Raw genomic sequence first — 21,100 nt, forward strand, 5'->3', positions numbered from 1 at the left:
GCCCGCATGTCAAACCGGCCCAATTTGCTTGCCTTTCTGAAAGCTTTGCGTCTATTTTTCAACAACTGTTGAAAACGGGGCATGAGCCCCCGTACTGGGGAGGGCTTCGCATGCTGCCGGATGGCACAGATATTCACTGGACCTCGCCGGATGGTCTCACGCTCTATGCCAAAGCCTATGGACCCGAAGACGCCAGGCTGACAGTCCTGTGCCTTCACGGTCTGACACGGAATCATCAGGATTTCGAGCCGATGATCGCCGCCCTGCCCCGCCACCACCGCTACATCGCGGTCGATGTGCGCGGACGCGGCAAGTCTGCTTATGATCCGAAGCCGGACAATTATCAGCCGCCAGTCTATGCCAGGGACATGTTTGCCCTGCTCGACACCCTGGGCATCGCGCGCGCCGCCTTGATCGGCACCTCTATGGGAGGGCTCATCTCTCTGCTGATGGCCCGCTCAGCGCCCAAACGGGTCGCCGGCATTGTACTCAATGATGTTGGCCCGGTCGTTGAGAAAGCGGGCCTCGCGCGTATCGGGTCCTATGCCGGCAAGGTCGCTCCGGTCACGGACTGGGAAAGCGCGGCCGCTGCTGTGAAGACATTACAAGGCGCCGCATTTCCGGACATGCCCGAAGGCCGCTGGATGGACTTTGCCCGGCGCACCTACAAGGAACTTCCTTCCGGCGAAGTCGTTCTGGCTTACGACCCCGGCATTGCCCGCTCCCTGGGCAAGGTGAAACCCGGACCGGTTACCAATTTCATTCTATGGCGCCTGTTTGCCGCTTCCCGAAAAGCGCCGCTTCTGATCATCCGGGGCGAGACATCTGATATTCTGTCGGCCGGAACCGCAGAAATGATGGTCCGCCGGCATCCCGATGCCAGGCTGGCCACGGTGCCGCGGGTGGGCCATGCCCCGATCCTCGACGAGCCCCAGGCCGTTTCCGCTATTTCAGATTTTCTCAGCCGCCTGGAGACCACGGCATGACAAGTCCCGCCTTGCCTGTGGCCGCGCCCAAGATTTCCGGCCGGGCCTGGATACTTGCCGTCCTGACCCTGACATACACCTTCAATCATGTGGACCGGCAGATTCTCGTGATCCTTCTGGAGCCGATCAAGACCGAGCTTGGCCTGCGTGACAGCCAGCTGGGTATGCTCTCCGGCCTCGCCTTTGCCGCTTTCTACGCGACGCTTGGCATTCCCGTGGCGATGTGGGCCGACCGGGGCAACCGGCGCAACATCATCGCGCTCGCCCTGGGGCTCTGGTCTGCGATGACAGCGTTCTCCGGCCTCGCTCAGAATTACTGGCAACTTCTTCTCGCGCGCATGGGCGTCGGCGTGGGTGAAGCCGGTGGAACCCCGCCGGCGACCTCCATGATCGCAGACCTCTATCCGCCGCAGGAACGCGCCACGGCGCTTGGCATATATACGGCCGGGATTGGCCTCGGCATCATGGCCGGCTTCGCGCTTGGCGGCTACGTTTACGAGCTTTACGGCTGGCGCGTGGCCTTCTTCGTGGCCGGCATCCCCGGATTAATCCTTGCCCTGATCGTCCGCTTCGGCATCCGCGAACCGGTCCGCGGGCTGGCTGACCAGCGCCAGGATGACAGCCCAGCGCCGTCGCTGGGGGAAACGCTGAAGTTCATCTTCGGCCAGTCGTCATATCTATGGCTGATGGCGGGCTGCCTTCTGATCTGCATTTCAGCCAACGCCTTTCTGGTTTTCACGTCCAGCCTGCTTCAGCGCACCTATGATCTCTCTCCCGGCCAGGTCTCCCTGCCCCTCGGGGTGTTGATCGGCGGGGTGGGCAGCATCGGGGCCATCGTACTGGGCCGGGTGTGCGATACGCTGTCAAAGAAAGACCTGCGCTGGCGGCCGCTGATTATTGCCCTGTGCGCTGCGGTTGCCCTGCCTTTTGCCTGGATGTTCCTGCGCGCGCCCAGCGTTGAGCTGGCCTATGCCTGGAACATCGTGCCCAGCTTCATCGGGCTGATCTATGCCAGCGTTGCCTATACGGCTTCGCAGGAGCTGGTGAAGCTGCGCATGCGCTCCTTTGCATCGGCCTTCATGTTGTTCTGCCTGACGCTGATCGGCATTGGCTGCGGTCCCTGGATCGCAGGTGAGCTTTCCGACCATTTCCTGCGTGGCGGCGCCGAGCGGCCGCTTGCGCGCGCCCTGGAAGTGATCTTGCTGTTCAATGCCGCCAGCATTGTCTGCCTGCTGATGGCGACACGCAAATACAGGTCAGATGCCGAAAGGGCGGCACTTTGAACTGTTCTCGTTCAGCTGCAGGCATTGCCGCGCGGGCTCTTGCGGCCGTCTGCGCCGCCGCTTATCGCTGCTGAAGAAGACGGAGTGGGTGATGACATATATGCTGCCCGATTCAGAGCTGACCCCAGAGGCGTTTAACCGCCGGAGCGAAGGCGCGCTTCCCGGCCATATCGGGCTGGTGGTCACCCATACCGGACGTGATCGCTTTGAAGGCCATTTCGATATTCAGCGCCACCATCACGCGCCCAACGGTTTCCTGCACGCAGGCAGCCTGGTGACACTTGCCGATACACTTTGCGGCTACGCAACGGTCGCAAACCTGCGCGAAGGCGCAACGGGGTTCACGACCATCGAACTCAAGACAAACTTCTTCGCCACGGCGCTGGAAGGCCGCGTCAATGCGGTGGCTACTCCGGTCCATGTCGGGGGCACGACACAGGTCTGGGACTGCGAACTGACGAACGCAGCCGGCAAGCGCATGGCGCTATTCCGCTGCTCTCAGCTGGTGCTCCGGGCGAAGGGCTAGGTGCCCCTCGCCGCAGAACAGTTGGATCAGTATTGCAGGGTGTTGGGCTCGGTCTCCGGTGGAGGCTCGGCCGCCGGCGGCGGAACGGGCTCAGGCATCTGCTCATCAACGGTTTCGTCGGCAGGCTGCGGCGCCGCGCTGGCCATGCCGCAGCAGCGGACCTGCATTTCCAGCACGCGATCATTGAACCGGCACTGCTGGTCGTTGATTTCCCGCAGGATGGAGGGGCCACCGGCGCGGGTCGTAAAGCGGGTCTGGGTACAGCTGGTCAGCGTGTAGCCCTCCCGGCATGTGCCCACATTGGACTTCTGGATCGTGCGGGTCTCGCACAGCATCGCATCTTCCTTGGCGAGCGCTTCTTCAGCCTTCGCCATCGCCGCCGCTGCATCCGCCTTGGCTTCATCTGCAGCCGTCTGTGCCTCGCCGACGAGATTGAAAGCCTCCGACATGCGCAGATTGGTATCTGCAAGCGCCGTCGACTGGCCATCGATCTCGACTTTCAGCCGGCAGACGTCTTCGTCCGCCTTGTCCGGGTTGGCGCAATACTGCCCAACCGTCATGTCATTCGGGATACTGGTGCACGCGGCCATACCAAGGGCAGCGAGCGCGAGACCACCTGCCAGCAGTTTTGCCGGCATTTTTGAAAGTGTCATGAGCAACTCCATCACCTGTTGTCCGGGGACTTTTCGCCCTCCGCCAGGTCATGGGGTGCCAGGATGGTTAATCCGTCAACCCTGGTCGCGTATTGGGGGAATTCCCGCCAGCCACGCCGAACCAGGCTGCTTTACGCCTTCAGCTTGTAGCCCCGGCGGAACAGCAGCCATATCCAGATCATCGACGCCAGCGCGAGAACACCCGTGTAAATAGCTCCCACCAGGATAGATCCATTCGCAACACCCAGATGCCCATATCGGTATCCGTCGATCATGTAAAAAATCGGGTTGAGATAGGCGAGCGTCTGAAACGGCTCCACCATCACCTTGATGTCGTAAAAGGTGCCTGAAAGAAACGTCAGCGGCACAATGATGAAGTTGGTGACGGCTGCCAGATGGTCAAACTTGTCAGCCCAGATGCCGCCATAGGCGCCGAGCGCCCCAAGAATGATGGCCGATGTCAGGGTAAACCAGACAATTGGCCAGATATGGGCCACATGCAGGTTGGCGAGCCCCGACAGCTGGATCGCAATGGCCGAGATCGCGGCGACCACGAGGCCGCGCGTGACCGCCCCGCCCAGGAACGCAATCGTCAGCTCCAGCGGCGACAGCGGCGGCATCAGGAAATCGACATGGGTCGCATTGAACTTCGCCTGCAGCAGGCTGGAACTCGTATTGGAAAAGGCGTTCTGGAGGATGGCCATCATGATCAGGCCCGGCGCCAGGAAGTCGTTATAGTTCATGCCCTCGAAATCGCCGGTCAGCCGCCCGCGATCCCCGAAGGCGAGTTTGAACACGGTCATGAACAGCAGCGTAGTCACCACAGGCGCGAAAACGGTCTGCATCCACACCTTCAGGAACCGCCCGACCTCTCTTTTATAAAGTGTCCACAGCCCAAGGCCGTTGAAAGCGCCATATTGGCGAAGACGAGATTGCGCACTGCCGGGAATCGTATCCATGCAACGCAAATAGGCGAAGCCGGTACGTTTCGCGAGGGGTGCCCGCGACTTTTCCATCTCGCCACCCTGTGGAATCCTTACCACAAGATATAGAAACCCTGTGGAATGCGCGGGGCCCATGTTGTGTTTCGTTTCGCTCCTGATACGATATATAGGTGTTCAGAAGAGCGGTGCTTACCAGCCGTTACAACATCTAGTGGGTCTGGGCTCTGTGCGCAGCCCAACCTTACGCGGGAGACCTGCAAACCATGTCATGGACCGATGAACGGGTATCAGTGCTCAAGAAGTTGTGGGCCGAAGGCCACTCAGCTTCTCAGATCGCCAAACAATTGGGGGGCGTCACCCGAAACGCCGTGATCGGCAAGGTGCACCGCCTTGGCCTGTCGGGCCGCGCGACCCCGTCGCGTCCTGTGAAACGGCCGCCACGTCTGGCGCGTCCCAAGCCCCGTTTCATGGTGGAGGGCGCATCGCCCGCCGCTGCAGCGCCAGCAGCAGCGCCAGCCGCAACTCCGCTGCCTGGGTTGACGGATGTTCCGGCGACGCCAGAGCGGAACACGGCCCTTGCCCCGCTGCCGCCCCTGCCGATGGCAGACGGCATCCCGGCGACCATCCTCACCCTGCGGGATTCGATGTGCAAATGGCCCATCGGAGACCCTGCGGACCCCAAATTTGCGTTCTGCGGACGCAAAGCAGATTGCGGTCCCTATTGCACTGAGCACGCAGCCGTTGCATTCCAACCTGCAAGGAAGCGTGAAGGTCGCAAGACCGAATACGACTACGTCCGGCGCATTGCAGGCTAACGCCCGCATTCCATCTCGCCAGACGGAAGGAAGCCCCCGGTGCCCCCCGCCCCGGGGGCTTTACCGTTTCAGGGTCTCAACTTTCACGCGCAGCCGGTAGCCAGACCCCGAATGCCGTGCCCTGCCCCATGAGGGTTTCAACCGCCATCCCGCCGCGATGGTGGGCCATGATGTGCTTGACGATGGCCAGGCCAAGGCCCGTGCCGGTAATCTTACCGCCCCGGCTCTGATCGGCCCGGTAAAACCGCTCGCCCAGGCGCGGCAGGTGTTCCCGCTCGATGCCCGGCCCCTGATCCTCGACCCGCATCCAGACGGTCGGGTCGCTGATGGCCATCCGGTTGGATGTTTGCAGCAGGGTCATCCGCTCGCTCTCCGGCCAGGCCTGAGCTGCCTCGGTCCGCGCTTCAAACCCATCTGGCGCGACGCCGCACCGGATCGTGACCGTGTGGCCGCCCTTTGAATATTTGATGGCGTTCGACACCAGGTTCTCAACCACCTGGATCAGTTCATCCCGGTTGGCGGTTACCGCCGGCAACGCGGCAGGCTCCTCGATCACCAGTGTCACGCCCTTTTCGCTCGCCAGCGGTTGCAGCGCGTCCACGGAATTCATGACGATGTCGCCAAAATGCTCGCGCGCCGTAGGCTGCACATGTTCGGCGCTCTCGATCCGCGACAGGGAGAGGAGATCAGCAATCAGCCGGCTCATCCGCTCACTTTCGCCCGCCATGATGCCCAGGAACCGGTCCCAGGAATCCTTGTCTTCCCGCGCAGGCCCCCGCATCGTTTCGATAAAACCGGAAATAGCCGTCAGCGGCGTGCGCAGTTCATGGCTCGCATTGGCCAGAAAATCCGCCCGCGCGCGCGCTGCGCGCTTCACCGGTGTCAGGTCTTCCAGCACAACCAGCAGATTGCCGCTGCTGCGGATGGGCCGGATATGCGCGCGCCATTGTTCCTCCGGCCCGATTTCCATTTCAATCTCGGCCGAGCCGAGCCCCGGCATGCTGAAACAGGTCTCGATTGCGGCCAAAAGTGCGGGCGTGCGGATAATCACACTCGCGCGCGGCGGCGCCGAGCGGCGCTGGCCCAGCCGCAGAAAGGCCGCGGCAGGATCATTGTATGCGGTAATTCGCTGCTGATCATGGCTGACTTCAAAGGCCGGAAGCGGCAGCGCCGAAAGAAAATCGGCTATGGCGAGGCTGTCTCTTCCGGCTGCCTCCACCGTTTTTACCGGCCCGCTCGGCGCCTGCGTGCTGGCCGAGCCGACATAATACGCCGCCGCGATCGACCCGATAACAAACATGGCGGTCAACGCCTCAATCAGCCCGAGCGAGCTGGTCATCGCCAGGATCAGCATGACAATGCCGGTCGTTCCGACCAGAACCCCGAAATCCCTCGCCCGGCGCGTCATCGAATGACGGGGCGTCTGTAAACTCTCTGTTTCACTACCATCGCTCATAATGAATGCCGCCTGTGCCGGAAACTTCTTCCGGTTCTCTGTTTAGCGGCTACAGCGCCCTCGGCGTCCTGCCAATACCAGCCGGCCAGCCAAGCCGGCATCAAAGACCAATCCGAGAGAAAAGTTATTGAAAATCGATAATTCCTCATTGACGCTCGGCAAGGACAGGCGTATCGCAACCCCAAGGCAGCCCGGAGCGCCGGATACCGCATGAAAAATTCTCTCCTCCTGATGGGCACGGCCATGCTTGCGGCGTGTGCCACCTCTCCCAACGCCATTGAGCGTCTCGCCACCGACAGGGAGGCTCTGTTTGCGGCTGCGCCCGAGGCGCCGGCCGAATGGGCGGCGCGCGGTGTTGCGGGTGTGGCTGAAACGGGCAACTGGCTCGATCAGTTCAACGATCCGGTCATGAACGAACTTGTCGCTGAGGCCCTCGCCGCCAATCCGACACTGGAATCCCGCGCCGCCAGCCTGCGCGCCTCCGCTGCCCTGTCGCGCAGCGCGCGCGGCCAGCGCTGGCCCTCGCTATCGGCGACCGCAAGCTTCGGTGGCACCTCCACCGGCGTAACTCTTCCCGCCGGCGGCGATGACCGCATTAATGGCGAAGTCTATGGCCTGGGCCTGGACGCAAGCTGGGAGTTCGACCTCTGGGGCCGTATCTCCAATGGCATTGCGCAGGCAGATGCTGACTATGCGGCAACCGCCGCCGACCTTGCCGCCACCGAACTTTCGATCGCTGCGCAGACCGCGTCGGCCTGGATCAGCCTCAATGAAGCGCTGACTCAGGAGCGGATTGCTGTTCTCACCTACGAGGCCCGTCAACGGGTGGTGGACCTGACCGAGCCGCGCGTGCGCGCCGGCATCTATGGCCCGCTGGAATTGCGCACGGCGCGGAGCGTCCTCGCGCAAGCCGAAGCGGCCATCGCGGCGCGGCGCCAGTTCTCGAATGAAGCCACCCGGCGTCTTGAGGTTCTGCTCGGCCGGTATCCCTCTGCGGAGCTGACTGCGCCAGCGATCATTCCGGAATTGCCGCCCATGGAAGTTGTCGGCAATCCCGCATTAATGCTGTCGCGCCGGCCGGATATTGCCGTGCTTGAAGCGCGCGTGGTCGGCGCCGGCCTGCAGGCTGAGGCCGCACGCCTTGCGCTGCTGCCGAGCCTTGGCCTGACCGGATCGCTGGGCACGAATGAAACCGACATATCCGACGCGCTTGACCCGACCCTGATCGCGGCGCGCCTGATTGGAAATCTGATACAGCCTCTCTTCAGTGGCGGCAGCCTCAATGCGCAACGCCTGGCCGCCATTGCTCAGGCTGAAGCTGCTGTGGCCAACTATGCCGGCGCCGCCCTGGATGCCTGGCGTGAGGTCGAGAACGCTCTGACGGCTGATATTCTTCTTGCTCAGCAGGAAGACGCGCAGGGCCGGGCCCTCGAAGAAGCCCGCTTTGCCGAAGAGATTGCCGAGCGGCAGTATTCAAGCGGCACGGTCAACGTCTTTAACCTCATCGATGCGCAGACGCGCCGGCTGACCGCAGAAAGCCAGCTGGCAACGGCGCGGGCCGACCGTGCCCGCAACCGGATTACCTATCATCTCGCCCTGGGCGGCGGCGTTCCCGTGATGGAACTCGCCGGCGAGGACGACCTGTTTGACACTGACGCCGCCGAAAGCGGCAGGAGATAGACGCCATGGGACGCCTGATCGCCATCATCGCACCAATTGCCATCCTTCTTGTTCTTGGCGTTGGAGGGGTCATTGCCGTCACGGCCATGAAGCCTGAGCCGCAGAAGAATGACGAGCCGCAGGCCGGCCTCAATGTCTTTGCCGAACAGGTGAAGTCCGGCTCGCTGACGATCACCGTGGAAGCGCAGGGCGAAGTCAGCCCGAAGCGCGAGATCATCGTCGCGCCGCAGATTGCCGGACGTGTCTCCTATGTGTCGCCAGACTTCATCGATGGTGGCTTCATCCGGCGCGGCCAGGTGCTCGTGCGGGTGGAAGCGGCCGATTCCGAACTGGGCGTCGTGCGCGCCCGGTCGATCGTTGCCACGGCTGAACAGGCCCTCGCCCGCGAGATTGCGGAGGCCGAGCTTGCCCAGCAGGATCTCGAAAACCTGGGCCTGACAGACGCCTCACCGCTGGCCCGCCGCGAGCCTCAGCTCGCCGAAGCCCGCGCCGCCCTTGAATCTGCCAAAGCCCAGCTTTCCGAAGCAGAGCTGAGCCTCAGCCGCACGGCCATCATCGCGCCGTTTGACGGCCGCGTGCGCGAACGTTCTGCCGACATCGGCCAGTTCGTGTCGCCCGGCCAGTCGCTCGGCAATATCTTCGCCACTGACGTCGTCGAAGTCGCCCTCCCCCTGAAGGACGCCGACCTTGGCCAGCTCGGCCTGCCAATCGCCTTCTCTTCTTCGGCAGACGAACCCGGCCCCAAGGTCGAGTTTTCAGCGGTCGTGGGTGGCAAGCCACGCACATGGGTCGGGGAAGTCGTGCGCACCGGCGCGGCCATCAACTCGCAGACACGTCAGATCAACGTATTCGCCGAACTCAAAGATCCCTTCGGGACCGGCGCCGATGACGGCGCGCCAATGGCGCCCGGCCTCTTCGTCACCGCGCGGATCGAAGGCGAGACGCTGGACAACGTCCTGATTGCGCCGCGCGCGGCCCTGCGGGGGGATGACCGCCTCTTCATTGGCGATCCGAAAGAGGGCAAGCTCTCCATACGGACCGTCGATGTCGCCTATTCCGATCGCGACGGCGCCTATCTCCGCTCCGGTGTTGCGCCGGGCGAACTGGCGATCACCAGCCCGATCCAGGCCGCGTTCGACGGGATGAGCATCACCGTCCTGGAACGCCAGCCCGACGGCACCGTCAAGATCCATGGCGAGAAGAAAACCCCGAAAGACGCCGAAGCCATCGCAGACGCCGCCGCAAGTGAAGGCGGCGAAGGGAGCGCTCAATGAACGGTCTGGTCGCCTGGTTTACCCGTAACGCGGTCGCCGCCAACCTCCTGATGATCATCGCCTTCGCGGGCGGTGTCTTCGGGTACAGCGCGATGGAACGGGAAATGTTTCCGGTCGTGAAGGTATCGGGCGCCTCTGTTTCGGTGGCCTGGAACGGCGCTTCCCCGCGCGACATTGAAGAACAGATCGTCGCCCGCATCGAGGAAGCCGTCGCCAGCATCAACGGGCTGGACCGGATCACCTCCATCGCCACCGAAGGCTCCGGCGTGGTCAACATCCGCGGCCGGGATGACATCGACATGGATGTCTTCCTCGACGAGATCAAAATCCGCGTCGACCAGATCAATAACCTTCCGCAGGCGGCCTATCGCCCGCAGGTCACACGCTGGGAACAGCGCAACTGGTTCATGGGCATGGTCGTTCACGGCGATGTTGACCAGAAGACCCTGCGCCGCATCGGCAAGAAGGTCCGCGACGACATTGCCCGCCTGCCGGGCGGCGAACTTGCCGTCATGCAGGGCACGATGGATGAGCAGGTCAGCATCGAAGTCTCCGAAGAAGCCCTGCGCCGCTTCGGCCTTACCCTGAACGACGTTGCAACCGCCGTGCGCGGCACCTCGCTCAACTCCTCGGGCGGGCGCATCGAATCCCCCGTCGGTGACGTCTCGCTCATGTCCCGCAACATCGCCGATTCTGCCGAGCAGTTCGGCGACATCATCATCCGCCAGACCAGCGGCGCGGGCACCGTCCGCGTCAGCGATGTGGCGACCGTGATTGACGGCCTCGTCAGCGACAAGCTCAGCACGACCTTCAACGGGCGCAACACCATCTTCGTGATGACGCCCGAACCCGACAAGATGGACATCCCCACTTATGCGGCGGGGTTCCGCGACTATATCGAGCGGGCAAACGATCCCTCCACCGGCATCCTGCCCGAAGGCATGAAGATCGACATCCTCTGGGACGATTCCAAAACCTTCAATGCCCGGATGGAACTGATCACCAGCTCTGCCCTTCAGGGCGCATTGCTGGTGATGCTCGTCCTCGTGCTGTTCCTTCGCCCTGTCGTGGCCATGTGGGTGACCGTCGGCATCGTGACCGCATTTGCGGGCGCCGTGATGCTGATGCCCTTCTTCGGGGTGTCCTGGAATATTCTGTCCACCTTTGCGGTGCTGCTGGTGATCGGGGTTATCGTGGACGATGCCATCGTCGTCGGCGAGAACATTCACAAGGAAGTGGAAAGTGGACGAAGCGAAGGCCTGAACGCCGCCATCATCGGCACGCAGCAGGTAATGAAGCCGGTGATCTTCGGCGTACTGACGACCATCATCGCCTTCCTGCCCTGGGCCTTCATCACCGGCCCGACGCGGATGTTCACCCAGCAGATCAGCTTTGTGGTGGTCGCCGCCCTCACCTTCTCGATCATCGAGAGTATGCTCATCCTGCCCAACCACCTGTCTCACATGAAGAAACAGGAATTTGGCGGGCGCACTGGCCGCTTCATGGTGATCCAGCGTCGCATTGCCGACAGCATGCTGTGGTTTGCAAACCACATTTACAAACCTGTCCTCGAACAGGCGATCCGCTTCCGCTATGCGACGGTAGCGTTCTTCTTCTCCCTCTTTGCTATTGCCGTCACGATGCAGTCGACGGGCATTGTCCCGTTCCAGTTCATGCCGGAAATCGAAGCCGATCTCATTCAGGTCAACATCGAGATGCCGGACGGCACGCCGTATGAGCGCCTGCTCCAGGTCCGCGACCAGCTCCAGAACGGTGTGGATCTCGCCAAGGAGGAACTGTCCAAAGAGTATCCCGATGTGGAGAATGGGCTCATCCGTGACGCGTCGCTGATCGCAGCCGGACGTGAGGTCCAGGCCTTCATCGGTCTTGTGCCGCCCGAGGAACGGCCCGAAACCGTGCGCTCCAAGGACATCGCCGAAAAGCTGCGCGCCACAACCGGTGAAATCCAGGACGCCGAGACAATCGAATTTGCCTTCACCTTCAACGAGGCCGATACCGGCGTGCAGTTTGCGCTGAGCCACCCGGATCTCGAACGCCTGCGGGACGCAGCCGATTTCCTGAAGGCGCATCTGACAACCTATTCGGAAGCCTATGACATTTCCGACAACCTTTCCTCATCGGCTGAGGAAATCCGCGTCACGCTGAAACCCGGCGCCGAAACGCTGGGCATTTCTCTCAGCGATGTATCGAGCCAGGTTGCGCAGGCCTATTACGGCATCGAAGCCCAGCGCAATCCGCGCGACGGCGAAGATGTCCGGGTCATGGTCCGCTTTCCGGAAGCGGCGCGGGAAGATCTCGACAGCCTTGAGACGCTGCGCGTGCGCACGCCTGATGGCCGCGAAATCCCGATCACCCAGGTTGCCGAGTTTGAATTTGCCCCCGGCATCAACCGCATTATCCGGCGCAACCGGATGCGCTCGGTGACCGTATCGGCCGAGATCTTCGGCGAGGGCGGCCGTGGACGGATCATGGGCGCCATGGAAGAAGAATTCTGGCCTTCTTTCCGCCAGCAGTTTCCCGATGTGATCCGGGGCGAGGCCGGCGGCTTTGAAGAAGAACAGCGTTTTTTTGCAGAGATTGGCCGGTTGCTGCTCATCGGCATCGGGGCAATGTATATGCTTCTCGCCGTGGCATTCCGCTCGTATTCCCAGCCTCTGCTCTTGATGATGGCCCTGCCCTTCGCCTATTGCGGCGCCATCTTCGGCCTTGCAATCAGCGGCGTGCCGATGGCGATGTTCGCCTTCTTCGGTATCGCAGCGGCAGCCGGCGTCGTCATCAACGACAACCTCGTGCTGATCGATTACGTGAACCGCAGACGCGATGAAGGCGCCGGCGCCGTGCAGGCGCTGGTAGATGCAGGTGTATCCCGCTTCCGCCCGATCCTGCTTACCTCCGTCACCACCTTCGTCGGCATCCTGCCGCTGATGGCCGAGCGCTCCGTGCAGGCACAGTTCCTTCAGCCTATGATCGTCTCGCTGGGTTACGCAGTAGCCTTCGCCCTGTTCGTATCCCTGCTGATGGTCCCGGCGCTTTACGCTGCCGGCGTGGAAGTCGGCCGTATCTTCCGCTGGACCTGGGGCGGCAAACCTTATCGCCAGATTGGCGAAGGCTATACCGGTCATGTAACCCTTGATGAGGAAGCCCTCATGGGCACAAGTCAGGGCGGACACACAGGACCCGCGCAGCCCGCAGAATAACGCGGCGCGCACAAGTTTATCGTCACCCTATGGCCGGATGCTTCGGCCCATAGGCAAATTTTGCGAACAGTCGGAGGACCGGAATATGAAACGTTTGCTCCTTGGCGTAGCGTTGATCGCGCTTGCTACTGCCTGTGCAACAGCGCCGGAGGGCGCACCTGCTGCAGATCTTAGTGCAAATGCTGAAGAAGCGGCCGAAACGCCAGCTACAGAGGCCGCCCCGGATAAATATCCGACCCCGGAAGGTCTTGTTCTCTCAGCGCCCGACACCTGGGGCGATTGGGGCATTGACACAACGGCCTTTAAGGCAAGCGTTCGTCCGGGCGACGATTTCAACACGTATGTAAACGGCACCTGGATCGATACGATCCAAATTCCGGCCGATCGCTCGCGCTATGGCAACTTCGATCTGCTGCGGGAAAAATCCGAACAGCGCGTGCGCTTGATCATTGAAGACCTCGCCAGAGAGGAACCCGCAATCGAAACGGCGGAGGGCAAGATCGGCGCCTATTACGCCGCCTATCTGGATATGGACACGATCAACGCCGCTGGCCTTGCTCCGGCAGAGCCGTATTTCAATCAGATCGATGCCGCCGCCGGGATTGACGACATCGCGCGGCTGACCGCGACGGTTGGGTTTGCCTCCCCCTTCAGCGGCTTTGTCTTCGTCGATGACAAAGACCCTGAAACCTATATCTTCCAGATGGGATTGGCCGGGCTCGGTCTGCCTGACCGGGACTATTACCTGAAAGACGATGCGAAGTCGGTTGAGCATCGCGCGAAATATGTTGAGCTTCTGACCACCCTGCTGGGCAAGGCCGGATATGCAGATCCCGCCGCAGCGGCGGCCGGCGTTATGGCATTTGAAACAGAAATGGCCAGGGCCCATTGGGACCTTGCCCTCTCCCGGAACCCGGAGATCACCTATAACAAGCTCTCGCGCGAAGAGTTCGACGTGCTGGCGGGCGAATTTCCCGCGTCCCTTGCGCTCGAAACACTCGGCGTCGGAGATGAAACCCATTTCCTTGTGGCGCAGATTCCTCCGACTACGGAAGAACTGGCAGCAGCCGGAATTTCAGACGAAGACGCCATGAAGCTTGGCGGCGGTTTCCCGGCCATGTTCCAGATCGCCAGCGAAACGCCGCTCGATACCTGGAAGGCCTACCTCAAGGCCCATTTCCTGATCGATCATTCTGACGTTCTGCCTGACGAGATCGACCGTGAGGTTTTCGCTTTCTACGGCACAACGTTGCGCGGCCAGCCTCAACAGCGCGAACGCTGGAAGCGGGCCGTCTCCTCGACAGAGAATGTGCTGGGAGAGGCCATCGGCCAAGTTTTTGTCGAGCGGTATTTCCCCCCGGAAAACAAGGCCGCGATGGACGACCTCGTCGCCAACCTTCGCAAGGCAATGGCCGCCAATCTCGAAGAACTCACCTGGATGAGTGACACCACCAAGGTGAAAGCCGAGGAGAAGCTGGACAGCTTTAATCCGAAAATTGGCTATCCGGAGAAGTTCGAGACGTATGACACACTTGTCGTCGGCCCCAATGCGCTCGAAAATTCCATGGCCGCCGCGAAATGGGCGCTGGAAGACAATCTCTCCGATCTCGGATCAACCGTCGACAAGTCGAAGTGGTTCATGACCCCGCAGACCGTCAACGCCTACTACAATCCGAGCTTCAACGAGATCGTCTTCCCGGCAGCGATCCTGCAGCCCCCCTTCTTCAATCTGTCGGCTGACCCGGCCGTGAACTATGGCGCGATCGGCGGCGTTATCGGGCACGAGATGGGGCATGGCTTTGATGACCAGGGCGCCAAGTCCAATGCCACTGGCGCCTTGAGCAACTGGTGGACTGCGGAAGACCAGGCCGCTTTCCGTGAACTTGGCGACGCGCTCGTGGCTCAATACAACAGCTACTGTCCGCTCGACGACGGCACGACCTGCATCAATGGCCGCCTGACCCTGGGCGAAAACATCGGAGACCTCGGCGGCCTGTCGATGGCTTACCGTGCCTACCAGCTCAGCCTGGACACCAATGGTGACGGCGCGATCAGTGAAACCGAGCAGGCCCCCGTCATCGATGGCCTGACAGGCGACCAGCGCTTCTTCCTCGGCTGGGCGCAGGTCTGGCGCGCAAATTACCGCGATGAAGCCCAGCGCCAGCAGATACTGACCGACCCCCACTCCCCCTCAAGCTACCGGGTCAACGGCGTGGTTCGTAACCTTGACGCATGGTATTCAGCCTTCGGTGTAACCGAAGACGATGCGCTCTACCTCCCGCCGGAAGACCGGGTCCGGATCTGGTAAAAGCTCGAACCTGCTGCACTTTCAGGGGTTGACCGGGAAATTCGACACGTCCGGTCAACCACCCCTTAACCCCAAAAACCCTAAATGGGAGCAATCGGATTCAAGTCCGGCACGATTCTTGCTCCTGGTAGGATATGGCAATTCTGAAACGCATCTTCGGCAACCACAAGGCCGGGACGGTTGATCCGTCCCGCATTGCGCGCGCGACGACGTCTCAGACGGGCGAAGACTATGCGCGCCCCGTCCGCGCCCAGGTGTACCGTGAAGCCACGATCACGCTTGAATCCGGCTACAGCCGCAAAGGCATCGTGCTCGATTACACCGACACCGGTCTGCGCATCCGCTTTCCGACCAATGAGTCCCTGCCCCGCTACCTTACGGTAAATGCGCGGTCTGTCGGAATTTCCGGCCGCGCCCAGGTCGTCTGGCAGAAGGGCTCCGAAATCGGCCTCAAGCTGGTCTGATCCGGGGCACCCGCGCCAACCTCACAAGCATTTCATATTTGTCAGGGATGACGCGCCCCCGCTGCGCTTATAGTCTGTTGTGGAAATGCCACAGGAGACGCGCTGATGCGCCTTGCGATCCTTGCCCTTGCCGCCCCCTTTCTGGCGGCCGCCTGCGCTGAGGCAACGGCCGGCCAGCCCACGGCCAACGCCCCTGCTGCTCCAACAGAATTCCAGGCCGAGGAGCCCGCGCCCGCCATGTCCGCCACCCAGTTCACCAGCATCACCGGCCAGCCGCTCGACCTCACCGCCCTCGGCGCGAAGGCCATCCTGGTGGTAAACACCGCCTCGCGGTGCGGGTACACGCCCCAATATGCCGGCCTCCAGAAACTCTACGAAGCCAACAAGGCGGACGGCCTGGTGATCGTCGGCGTCCCGTCCAATGATTTTGGCGGACAGGAGCCAGGCACCGAAGAGGACGTCAAATCCTTCTGCGAGATCAATTACGGCGTCACCTTCCCGCTGACGAAGAAGTACGCCGTCACAGGCGCGTCGCAGCACCCCTTCTATACCGGCGCCATCAAGACGCTGGGCGATCCCGCCCTGCCGAAATGGAACTTCCACAAAATCCTCGTCAGCGCAGATGGCACGCCGCTCAAGGCCTATGCGTCTTCGGTAAAGCCCGATGACTCCGGCCTCGCCGCCGACATCGAAGCAGCGCTCGGCATCTGATAAGGTCAGGCTTGCCCGCCGCCCGGCCTTGACGAAGCGGCATGTCCGGCGCCTATTCTCCCGCGCTGCACAAGAACGCAAAGTCAGGAAGGAAATAGCCCCATGTCAGAGAAAGATCCGGTCGTCATCGTAGGTATGGCCCGCACCCCCATGGGCGGCCTGCTCGGCGAACTCTCCAGCTTCTCGGCCAATGAGCTTGGCGCCCATGTTGTCAAAGCCGCCGCCGCTGAAGCAAAGCTCGGCGCTGCGGAAGTCGATGAAGTCATCATGGGCAACTGCCTGCCCGCTGGCCAGGGCCAGGCGCCTGCCCGCCAGGCGGCCATCAAATCCGGTCTCGACAAGAACACCGAAGCCACCACCATCAACAAGATGTGCGGCTCGGGCATGGAAGCCGTCATCATGGGCCGCAACGCCCTGCTCGCCGGTGAAGCCACCGTCATTGTTGCGGGCGGCATGGAATCCATGACCAACGCGCCCCACCTCATCACCCTACGCCAGGGCCATAAATACGGCGCGGCGTTCGCGCGCGACCATATGGCCACCGATGGCCTCGAAGACGCGTATGAAGGCGGCCCGATGGGCAACTTTGCCGACATGATCGCCCGCGAGTACCAGTTCACCCGCGAGCAGCAGGATGCCTACGCCCTCGAAACCCTGCGCCGCGCGCAGGACGCCACCAAGAACGGCAAGTTCAAGCGCGAAATCGCTCCGCTCACGGTAAAGACCCGCAAGGGCGAAACCGTCGTCGATACCGACCAGCTGCCCCGCGAAGCGATGCCGGACAAGATCCCGACCCTGAAACCTGCCTTCAACAAGGATGGCACGGTAACCGCCGCCAACGCCTCGGCGATTTCCGATGGCGCCGCAGCCCTCGTGCTGATGCGCGAGTCCGAAGCCAAGAAGCGCGGCCTCACGCCGATTGCGAAAATCGTCTCGGCCTCCAGCCACGCGCAGGAGCCGGCCTACTTCACCACCGCCCCCGTCCCCGCCATGCAGAAGGCCCTCAAGAAAGCCGGCTGGAAAGCAGAGGATGTCGACCTGTGGGAAGTCAACGAAGCCTTCGCCGTGGTCCCCATGATCGCGATGAAAGAACTCGGCATCAGCCATGACAAGCTGAACGTGAACGGCGGCGCCTGCGCCATGGGCCACCCGATCGGCGCGTCCGGGGCCCGCGTGCTCATCACCCTTCTGGCGGCGATGGAAGATCGCGGCCTCAAGAAGGGCATGGCCTCCCTCTGCATCGGCGGCGGCGAAGGTATCGCCATGGCTGTCGAGCGCGTCTAAGCCGCGCCATGCCGCTCCAGAACAGGGCTGACCCGCTGGGACTGCTGCACGCAGTTCCGCAGCGGGGCACCCTGATGGGCAATCGGGGCGGCTGCTTTCACAGAGACGACCAGACCCTGAAAGCCCGGCAATGGTCCAGCCAGCGCTGGATCACCTGTCGGCTTGCCTTCAAGAACCGGCGCCGCCCGCTGATGCGGCCCGGCCATTATACGGAAATCTTCTTTCTGGATGAGGCGACCGCCCTGGCGGGTGGCCATCGCCCATGCTTCGAATGCCGCCGCGAAGAGGCCGTTGCCTTTCGGGAAGCCCTCATCCGTGCCGGGCGGTTTGTGCGGGGCGCGCCGATCGGCGAGGCCGATCAACGTGCCGCAGGGGAAATTCAGGATGTTCTGGCAGGCAGGGCAAAGCGGGTCATGGTGACGCCCGCCACCCTCCCTGACGGCGCCATGTATGGCGCGGAGGGGGCGGCCTGGCTTGTTTACCGGCGCTGCGCCCACGCCTGGTCCTTCAGCGGCTATGGCCCCGGCATGCCCCTGCATCAGGCAGGGATGAGGTTAACACCAGAAATCAGCTGCGCCGCATTAGATTCCGGCTATCAAGCTGCGCTGCATACCTCTATCGGTAGTGCGTGAGCTAAGGGGCACAACCGAGTGGCGGCACCGTCAAAAGATGAAATTCTCGCGCATTTCCGCGAGCAGGCGGAATTCTGCCGGGCTCTGGGCTCGCCCTTCATGGAAGCCCTCTGCCTCGCCATGGTGGAAGATGCGGAGCAGCACGGCCCGGTCGGTCGCCTGATAAAGGGCTGGGCGGGAGACCCGAGACGCGACGCCCTCGCGCTGCGCATTGCCGGATACCTGCATTATTCCGCGCTCGGCGATAAAGCGCCTGAGCTCACGGCTGTTTATCCATCGGCCAATCCGGACTGGACGATGGAGGCCGTCTGGCCTGTCGCTCACGACTGGCTCGCGCGGCACGAGAGAGCGGCAAAGGTTTTCATCAAATCGCCGCCACAGACCAATGAAACCCGCCGCGCCATTGCGCTCCTGCCGGGTTTCCTGAAGGTCGCCAGCCTGTTTCCGGGACCGATGCACCTGCTGGAGCTGGGCGCCAGCGCCGGCCTTAATCAGAACTGGGACAGGTTCAATTACCAGACAACCCGTTGGGAGCTGACAGGCAACAGCGATGTGGTCATTGATACTGACTGGAACGGTCCGCCTCCGGATCATATTGACATGTCGTTCAATGTCGCGACCCGCGCCGCTTGTGACCAGTCCCCTGTAAACCTGTCCAAGCCCTCCGCTGCGCGGCGCCTGAAATCCTATATCTGGCCAGACCAGCCCGCACGCCTTGCCCGGCTCGATGCTGCCATTGCCCTCGCCCGCCGCACGCGCGTCCGTGTGGAGAAAGCAGACGCCGCTGACTGGCTCAAGGCAAAGCTGGCATCGCGTCCGGACGAGGGCCCCACGGTCATCTATCACTCGGTGTTCTTGCAATATCCGCCTGCCGAGACGCGCCGTGCCCTGCTGTCCCTGATCGAAGACGCCGGTGCGGAAGCTACTTGGGACCGGCCACTTGCCTGGGTCTGCTTCGAGCCCGCTGCCTTCTTTCAAGGCCCTACCCAGGTTGGCATCGAGCCCAATGAATTCATCACCTACATGCGCGTCTGGCCAGAAGGCGAAGATCACCGCCTGATCCGATCGGACGGCCATGTAACGCAGGTTCAGGCCCTCTAGATCGCCGCTCCGCTTTCACTCAGGCGGGTGAAGCAGCTAGCGGAAATCATCCTTTGCCCAATCAAGCAGCGTACCCGTCAGCTCACGGACAGCTGCGTCGGCGCTGGCCCCGGTCTGGTTGGTGTTGATGATGATCACGGCGCCAGGCTCTGGCGCGACGACGACCTGTGACAGCCACATCGTATTCGATCCGGCGTGCATGTAGAGAGGGCCAGCCTCAGCGTCTTTGCCAACGCCCCAGCCCAACGCGTAATCTGCCCCGGCATCGGGATAAGGCGTCAGAAGTTTCGTCCGCATGGAAACGGGAAGTGCGTCCGGCCCTTCCAGAAACGGTAACAGGAGAAGCGTGTGGCCGCGCAGGCTGATATGCACCGTCCCGGCCGACGCAAAAGCTGACGGATTGTCTGCGCCCGCGCCAAAACCGGTCGGCGACAGCCTTCCGAACAACCCCTTCTTGTGGCCCTGTATGCCCTCAGGCGGCGGCCCGAACCCGAACCCCTGCCCGGCCCCCTTGGGCGCCTTGGCGATCACGGCGCGCGCCATCACCTGTTCATAGGTCTGCCCTTCAGGCGCCGCCTGCAGCTCAATGGCGCGCCCGGCAATGATGTAACCGAGATTGGAATAGACAAAGGCACCGCGGCTGCCGGCCGGGGCCTTCTTCAGGGTCGCGGCAACGAGCTTGCGCCGTTGCACATAGGTGGGCGCGGTGCGCAGCGGGGCAGCAAGGGTCCAGCCGATGCCCGGATTGGGCGCGGCGCCGGACCGGTGGCTGAGCAGGTCTTCGATTGTCACGTCCCGCCAGCCCGCGTGCAGATCTGTATCGCCGAAAATCTCCGCCAGGGTCATGCCCCAGCGCGCGTCACCTGACTCCACCAAACGGGCCCAGGCCAGCGCAGTCAGCATCTTTGTATTGGATCCAATGTGCCAGGCGTCTGATGGCAAGATGGGATCGCCGCCGCGCGACCGGTCGCCGGAGACCGCCAGCGCAATGACCCCGTCCTCGCGTGTGGCGACAACTGCGCCAAGTCCGACAAGGCCATGCTCGGCCCGCGCGGTGTCCAGAAATGTCCGAAGTTGTCCCGTTTTGTCCAAGTTTGTCTCGGCCGTGACCGGGCCTGACACGAAAACGGCTGCCAAAATCAGGAAAATAACGGCCTTCGACGCGGGCAGGCGCCTAGTCGCTGGACTTGGTCGTCTGGCGCACAAGACCGAGCGGCAGCGCCGTGGTCCGCTTCGCAACGCGGATGACAATCCGCGACTGAACGTCAGAAACCAGTTTGGAACCAAGGAGTTTGTCTCGAAGGAAGTTGTCATAGGCATGCATGTCTGTCGTCACGATATGCATAGAGTAATCCACCGCGCCGGTCACTGTCATACATTCCACTACTTCCGGCCAATTCTGCACAAGTGCTTCAAAAGCCTCAAGATTTTCCCGGCTCGGTAGGGCAAGTTTGACGCTCGCAATCACCTCGAAGTTCAGCCCCAGCGCATGATTGTTGATCAGCGTCACCCGCCCGAGAATGAAACCGGCCTCTTCCATCCGCTTGATACGCCGCCAGCAGGGCGAAGAAGAAAGTCCCACCCGTTCTGCAATTTCTGCAACTGACAGGCTCGCATCATGCTGAATCAGGTCCAGGATGCGGGCATCAATGGTATCAAGCTCTTGGGACAATTTACCGGGAACCCCTCGATAATTAGAAGAATATACCCGGAAATAGCAAATTTCTTGCAAGAAAGGCAAGCTATTTCGTTCGATTTTCATGAT

At 62.1% G+C, this 21,100-nt stretch carries 18 protein-coding genes; 13 read left to right on the forward strand and 5 right to left on the reverse strand.

The features are described 5' to 3' along the window. The first annotated feature begins 110 nt into the window (after nt 1-110). The 3 genes from HNE_RS15090 to HNE_RS15100 all read left to right on the forward strand — a co-directional run bounded on the left by HNE_RS15090 (nt 111) and on the right by HNE_RS15100 (nt 2,795). Nucleotides 111-986, forward strand: coding sequence for an alpha/beta fold hydrolase (locus HNE_RS15090; protein WP_011648025.1), 876 nt, complete (start codon nt 111-113; stop codon nt 984-986). Beyond that, nucleotides 983-2,269 carry a spinster family MFS transporter gene (locus tag HNE_RS15095; protein ID WP_011648026.1) on the forward strand — a complete coding sequence of 429 codons (1,287 nt, stop codon included), beginning with the start codon at nt 983-985 and terminating at the stop codon, nt 2,267-2,269. Before HNE_RS15090 ends, HNE_RS15095 begins: the two co-directional genes overlap by 4 nt. A gap of 91 nt (nt 2,270-2,360) precedes the next feature. Beyond that, a complete protein-coding gene (locus HNE_RS15100; RefSeq protein ID WP_035591550.1) occupies nt 2,361-2,795 on the forward strand; it encodes a PaaI family thioesterase in 435 nt (144 codons plus the stop codon). A gap of 26 nt (nt 2,796-2,821) precedes the next feature. Here HNE_RS15100 and HNE_RS15105 read toward each other — a convergent pair whose 3' ends face one another. After that, nucleotides 2,822-3,448, reverse strand: coding sequence for a hypothetical protein (locus HNE_RS15105; protein ID WP_011648028.1), 627 nt, complete (start codon nt 3,446-3,448; stop codon nt 2,822-2,824). 131 nt (nt 3,449-3,579) lie between these two features. Next, nucleotides 3,580-4,407, reverse strand: coding sequence for an ABC transporter permease (locus tag HNE_RS15110; RefSeq protein WP_035591548.1), 828 nt, complete (start codon nt 4,405-4,407; stop codon nt 3,580-3,582). A gap of 248 nt (nt 4,408-4,655) precedes the next feature. Here HNE_RS15110 and HNE_RS15115 point away from each other — a divergent pair, with 248 nt between their 5' ends. Next, nucleotides 4,656-5,207 (forward strand): GcrA family cell cycle regulator, encoded by a 552-nt coding sequence (locus HNE_RS15115; RefSeq protein ID WP_011648030.1) that lies wholly within the window; start codon nt 4,656-4,658, stop codon nt 5,205-5,207. Between the two features lie 76 nt (nt 5,208-5,283). Here HNE_RS15115 and HNE_RS15120 read toward each other — a convergent pair whose 3' ends face one another. After that, complete coding sequence (locus HNE_RS15120; protein WP_011648031.1) at nt 5,284-6,663, reverse strand: sensor histidine kinase; 1,380 nt, start codon at nt 6,661-6,663, stop codon at nt 5,284-5,286. A 210-nt stretch (nt 6,664-6,873) separates the two neighbouring features. Here HNE_RS15120 and HNE_RS15125 point away from each other — a divergent pair, with 210 nt between their 5' ends. The 9 genes from HNE_RS15125 (at nt 6,874) to HNE_RS15165 (ending at nt 19,335) form a co-directional block, all read left to right on the forward strand. Further along, nucleotides 6,874-8,343, forward strand: a complete 1,470-nt coding sequence (locus HNE_RS15125; RefSeq protein WP_011648032.1) for an efflux transporter outer membrane subunit — start codon at nt 6,874-6,876, stop codon at nt 8,341-8,343. A 5-nt stretch (nt 8,344-8,348) separates the two neighbouring features. Next, nucleotides 8,349-9,617 carry an efflux RND transporter periplasmic adaptor subunit gene (locus tag HNE_RS15130; protein ID WP_011648033.1) on the forward strand — a complete coding sequence of 423 codons (1,269 nt, stop codon included), beginning with the start codon at nt 8,349-8,351 and terminating at the stop codon, nt 9,615-9,617. Beyond that, nucleotides 9,614-12,835 carry an efflux RND transporter permease subunit gene (locus tag HNE_RS15135; protein ID WP_011648034.1) on the forward strand — a complete coding sequence of 1,074 codons (3,222 nt, stop codon included), beginning with the start codon at nt 9,614-9,616 and terminating at the stop codon, nt 12,833-12,835. Before HNE_RS15130 ends, HNE_RS15135 begins: the two co-directional genes overlap by 4 nt. Before the next feature lie 85 nt (nt 12,836-12,920). Then, the gene (locus HNE_RS15140; RefSeq protein ID WP_011648035.1) at nt 12,921-15,143 is read left to right on the forward strand and encodes a M13 family metallopeptidase; all 2,223 of its coding nucleotides are present in this window, start codon (nt 12,921-12,923) and stop codon (nt 15,141-15,143) included. Nucleotides 15,144-15,277: 134 nt separating this feature from the next. Next, complete coding sequence (locus HNE_RS15145; protein ID WP_011648036.1) at nt 15,278-15,607, forward strand: hypothetical protein; 330 nt, start codon at nt 15,278-15,280, stop codon at nt 15,605-15,607. 105 nt (nt 15,608-15,712) lie between these two features. Continuing rightward, the gene (locus tag HNE_RS15150; protein ID WP_011648037.1) at nt 15,713-16,318 is read left to right on the forward strand and encodes a glutathione peroxidase; all 606 of its coding nucleotides are present in this window, start codon (nt 15,713-15,715) and stop codon (nt 16,316-16,318) included. 102 nt (nt 16,319-16,420) lie between these two features. Next, complete coding sequence (locus HNE_RS15155) at nt 16,421-17,602, forward strand: thiolase family protein (RefSeq protein ID WP_011648038.1); 1,182 nt, start codon at nt 16,421-16,423, stop codon at nt 17,600-17,602. Between the two features lie 8 nt (nt 17,603-17,610). Further along, entirely contained in the window at nt 17,611-18,234 is a 624-nt protein-coding gene (locus tag HNE_RS15160) for a hypothetical protein (RefSeq protein WP_011648039.1), read from the forward strand. An 18-nt stretch (nt 18,235-18,252) separates the two neighbouring features. Beyond that, nucleotides 18,253-19,335, forward strand: coding sequence for a DUF2332 domain-containing protein (locus HNE_RS15165; protein ID WP_011648040.1), 1,083 nt, complete (start codon nt 18,253-18,255; stop codon nt 19,333-19,335). Nucleotides 19,336-19,371: 36 nt separating this feature from the next. Here the strand turns inward: HNE_RS15165 and HNE_RS15170 are convergent, their stop codons facing one another. Both HNE_RS15170 and HNE_RS15175 read right to left on the reverse strand, forming a co-directional pair. Beyond that, nucleotides 19,372-20,427: a serine hydrolase domain-containing protein gene (locus HNE_RS15170; protein WP_160162629.1), complete on the reverse strand. Its 1,056-nt coding sequence runs from the start codon at nt 20,425-20,427 to the stop codon at nt 19,372-19,374. A gap of 82 nt (nt 20,428-20,509) precedes the next feature. Further along, nucleotides 20,510-21,007: an Lrp/AsnC family transcriptional regulator gene (locus tag HNE_RS15175; RefSeq protein ID WP_035591483.1), complete on the reverse strand. Its 498-nt coding sequence runs from the start codon at nt 21,005-21,007 to the stop codon at nt 20,510-20,512. Nucleotides 21,008-21,100 lie beyond the last annotated feature (93 nt).

The sequence above is a fragment of the Hyphomonas neptunium ATCC 15444 genome (assembly GCF_000013025.1).
Lineage (GTDB): Bacteria > Pseudomonadota > Alphaproteobacteria > Caulobacterales > Hyphomonadaceae > Hyphomonas > Hyphomonas neptunia.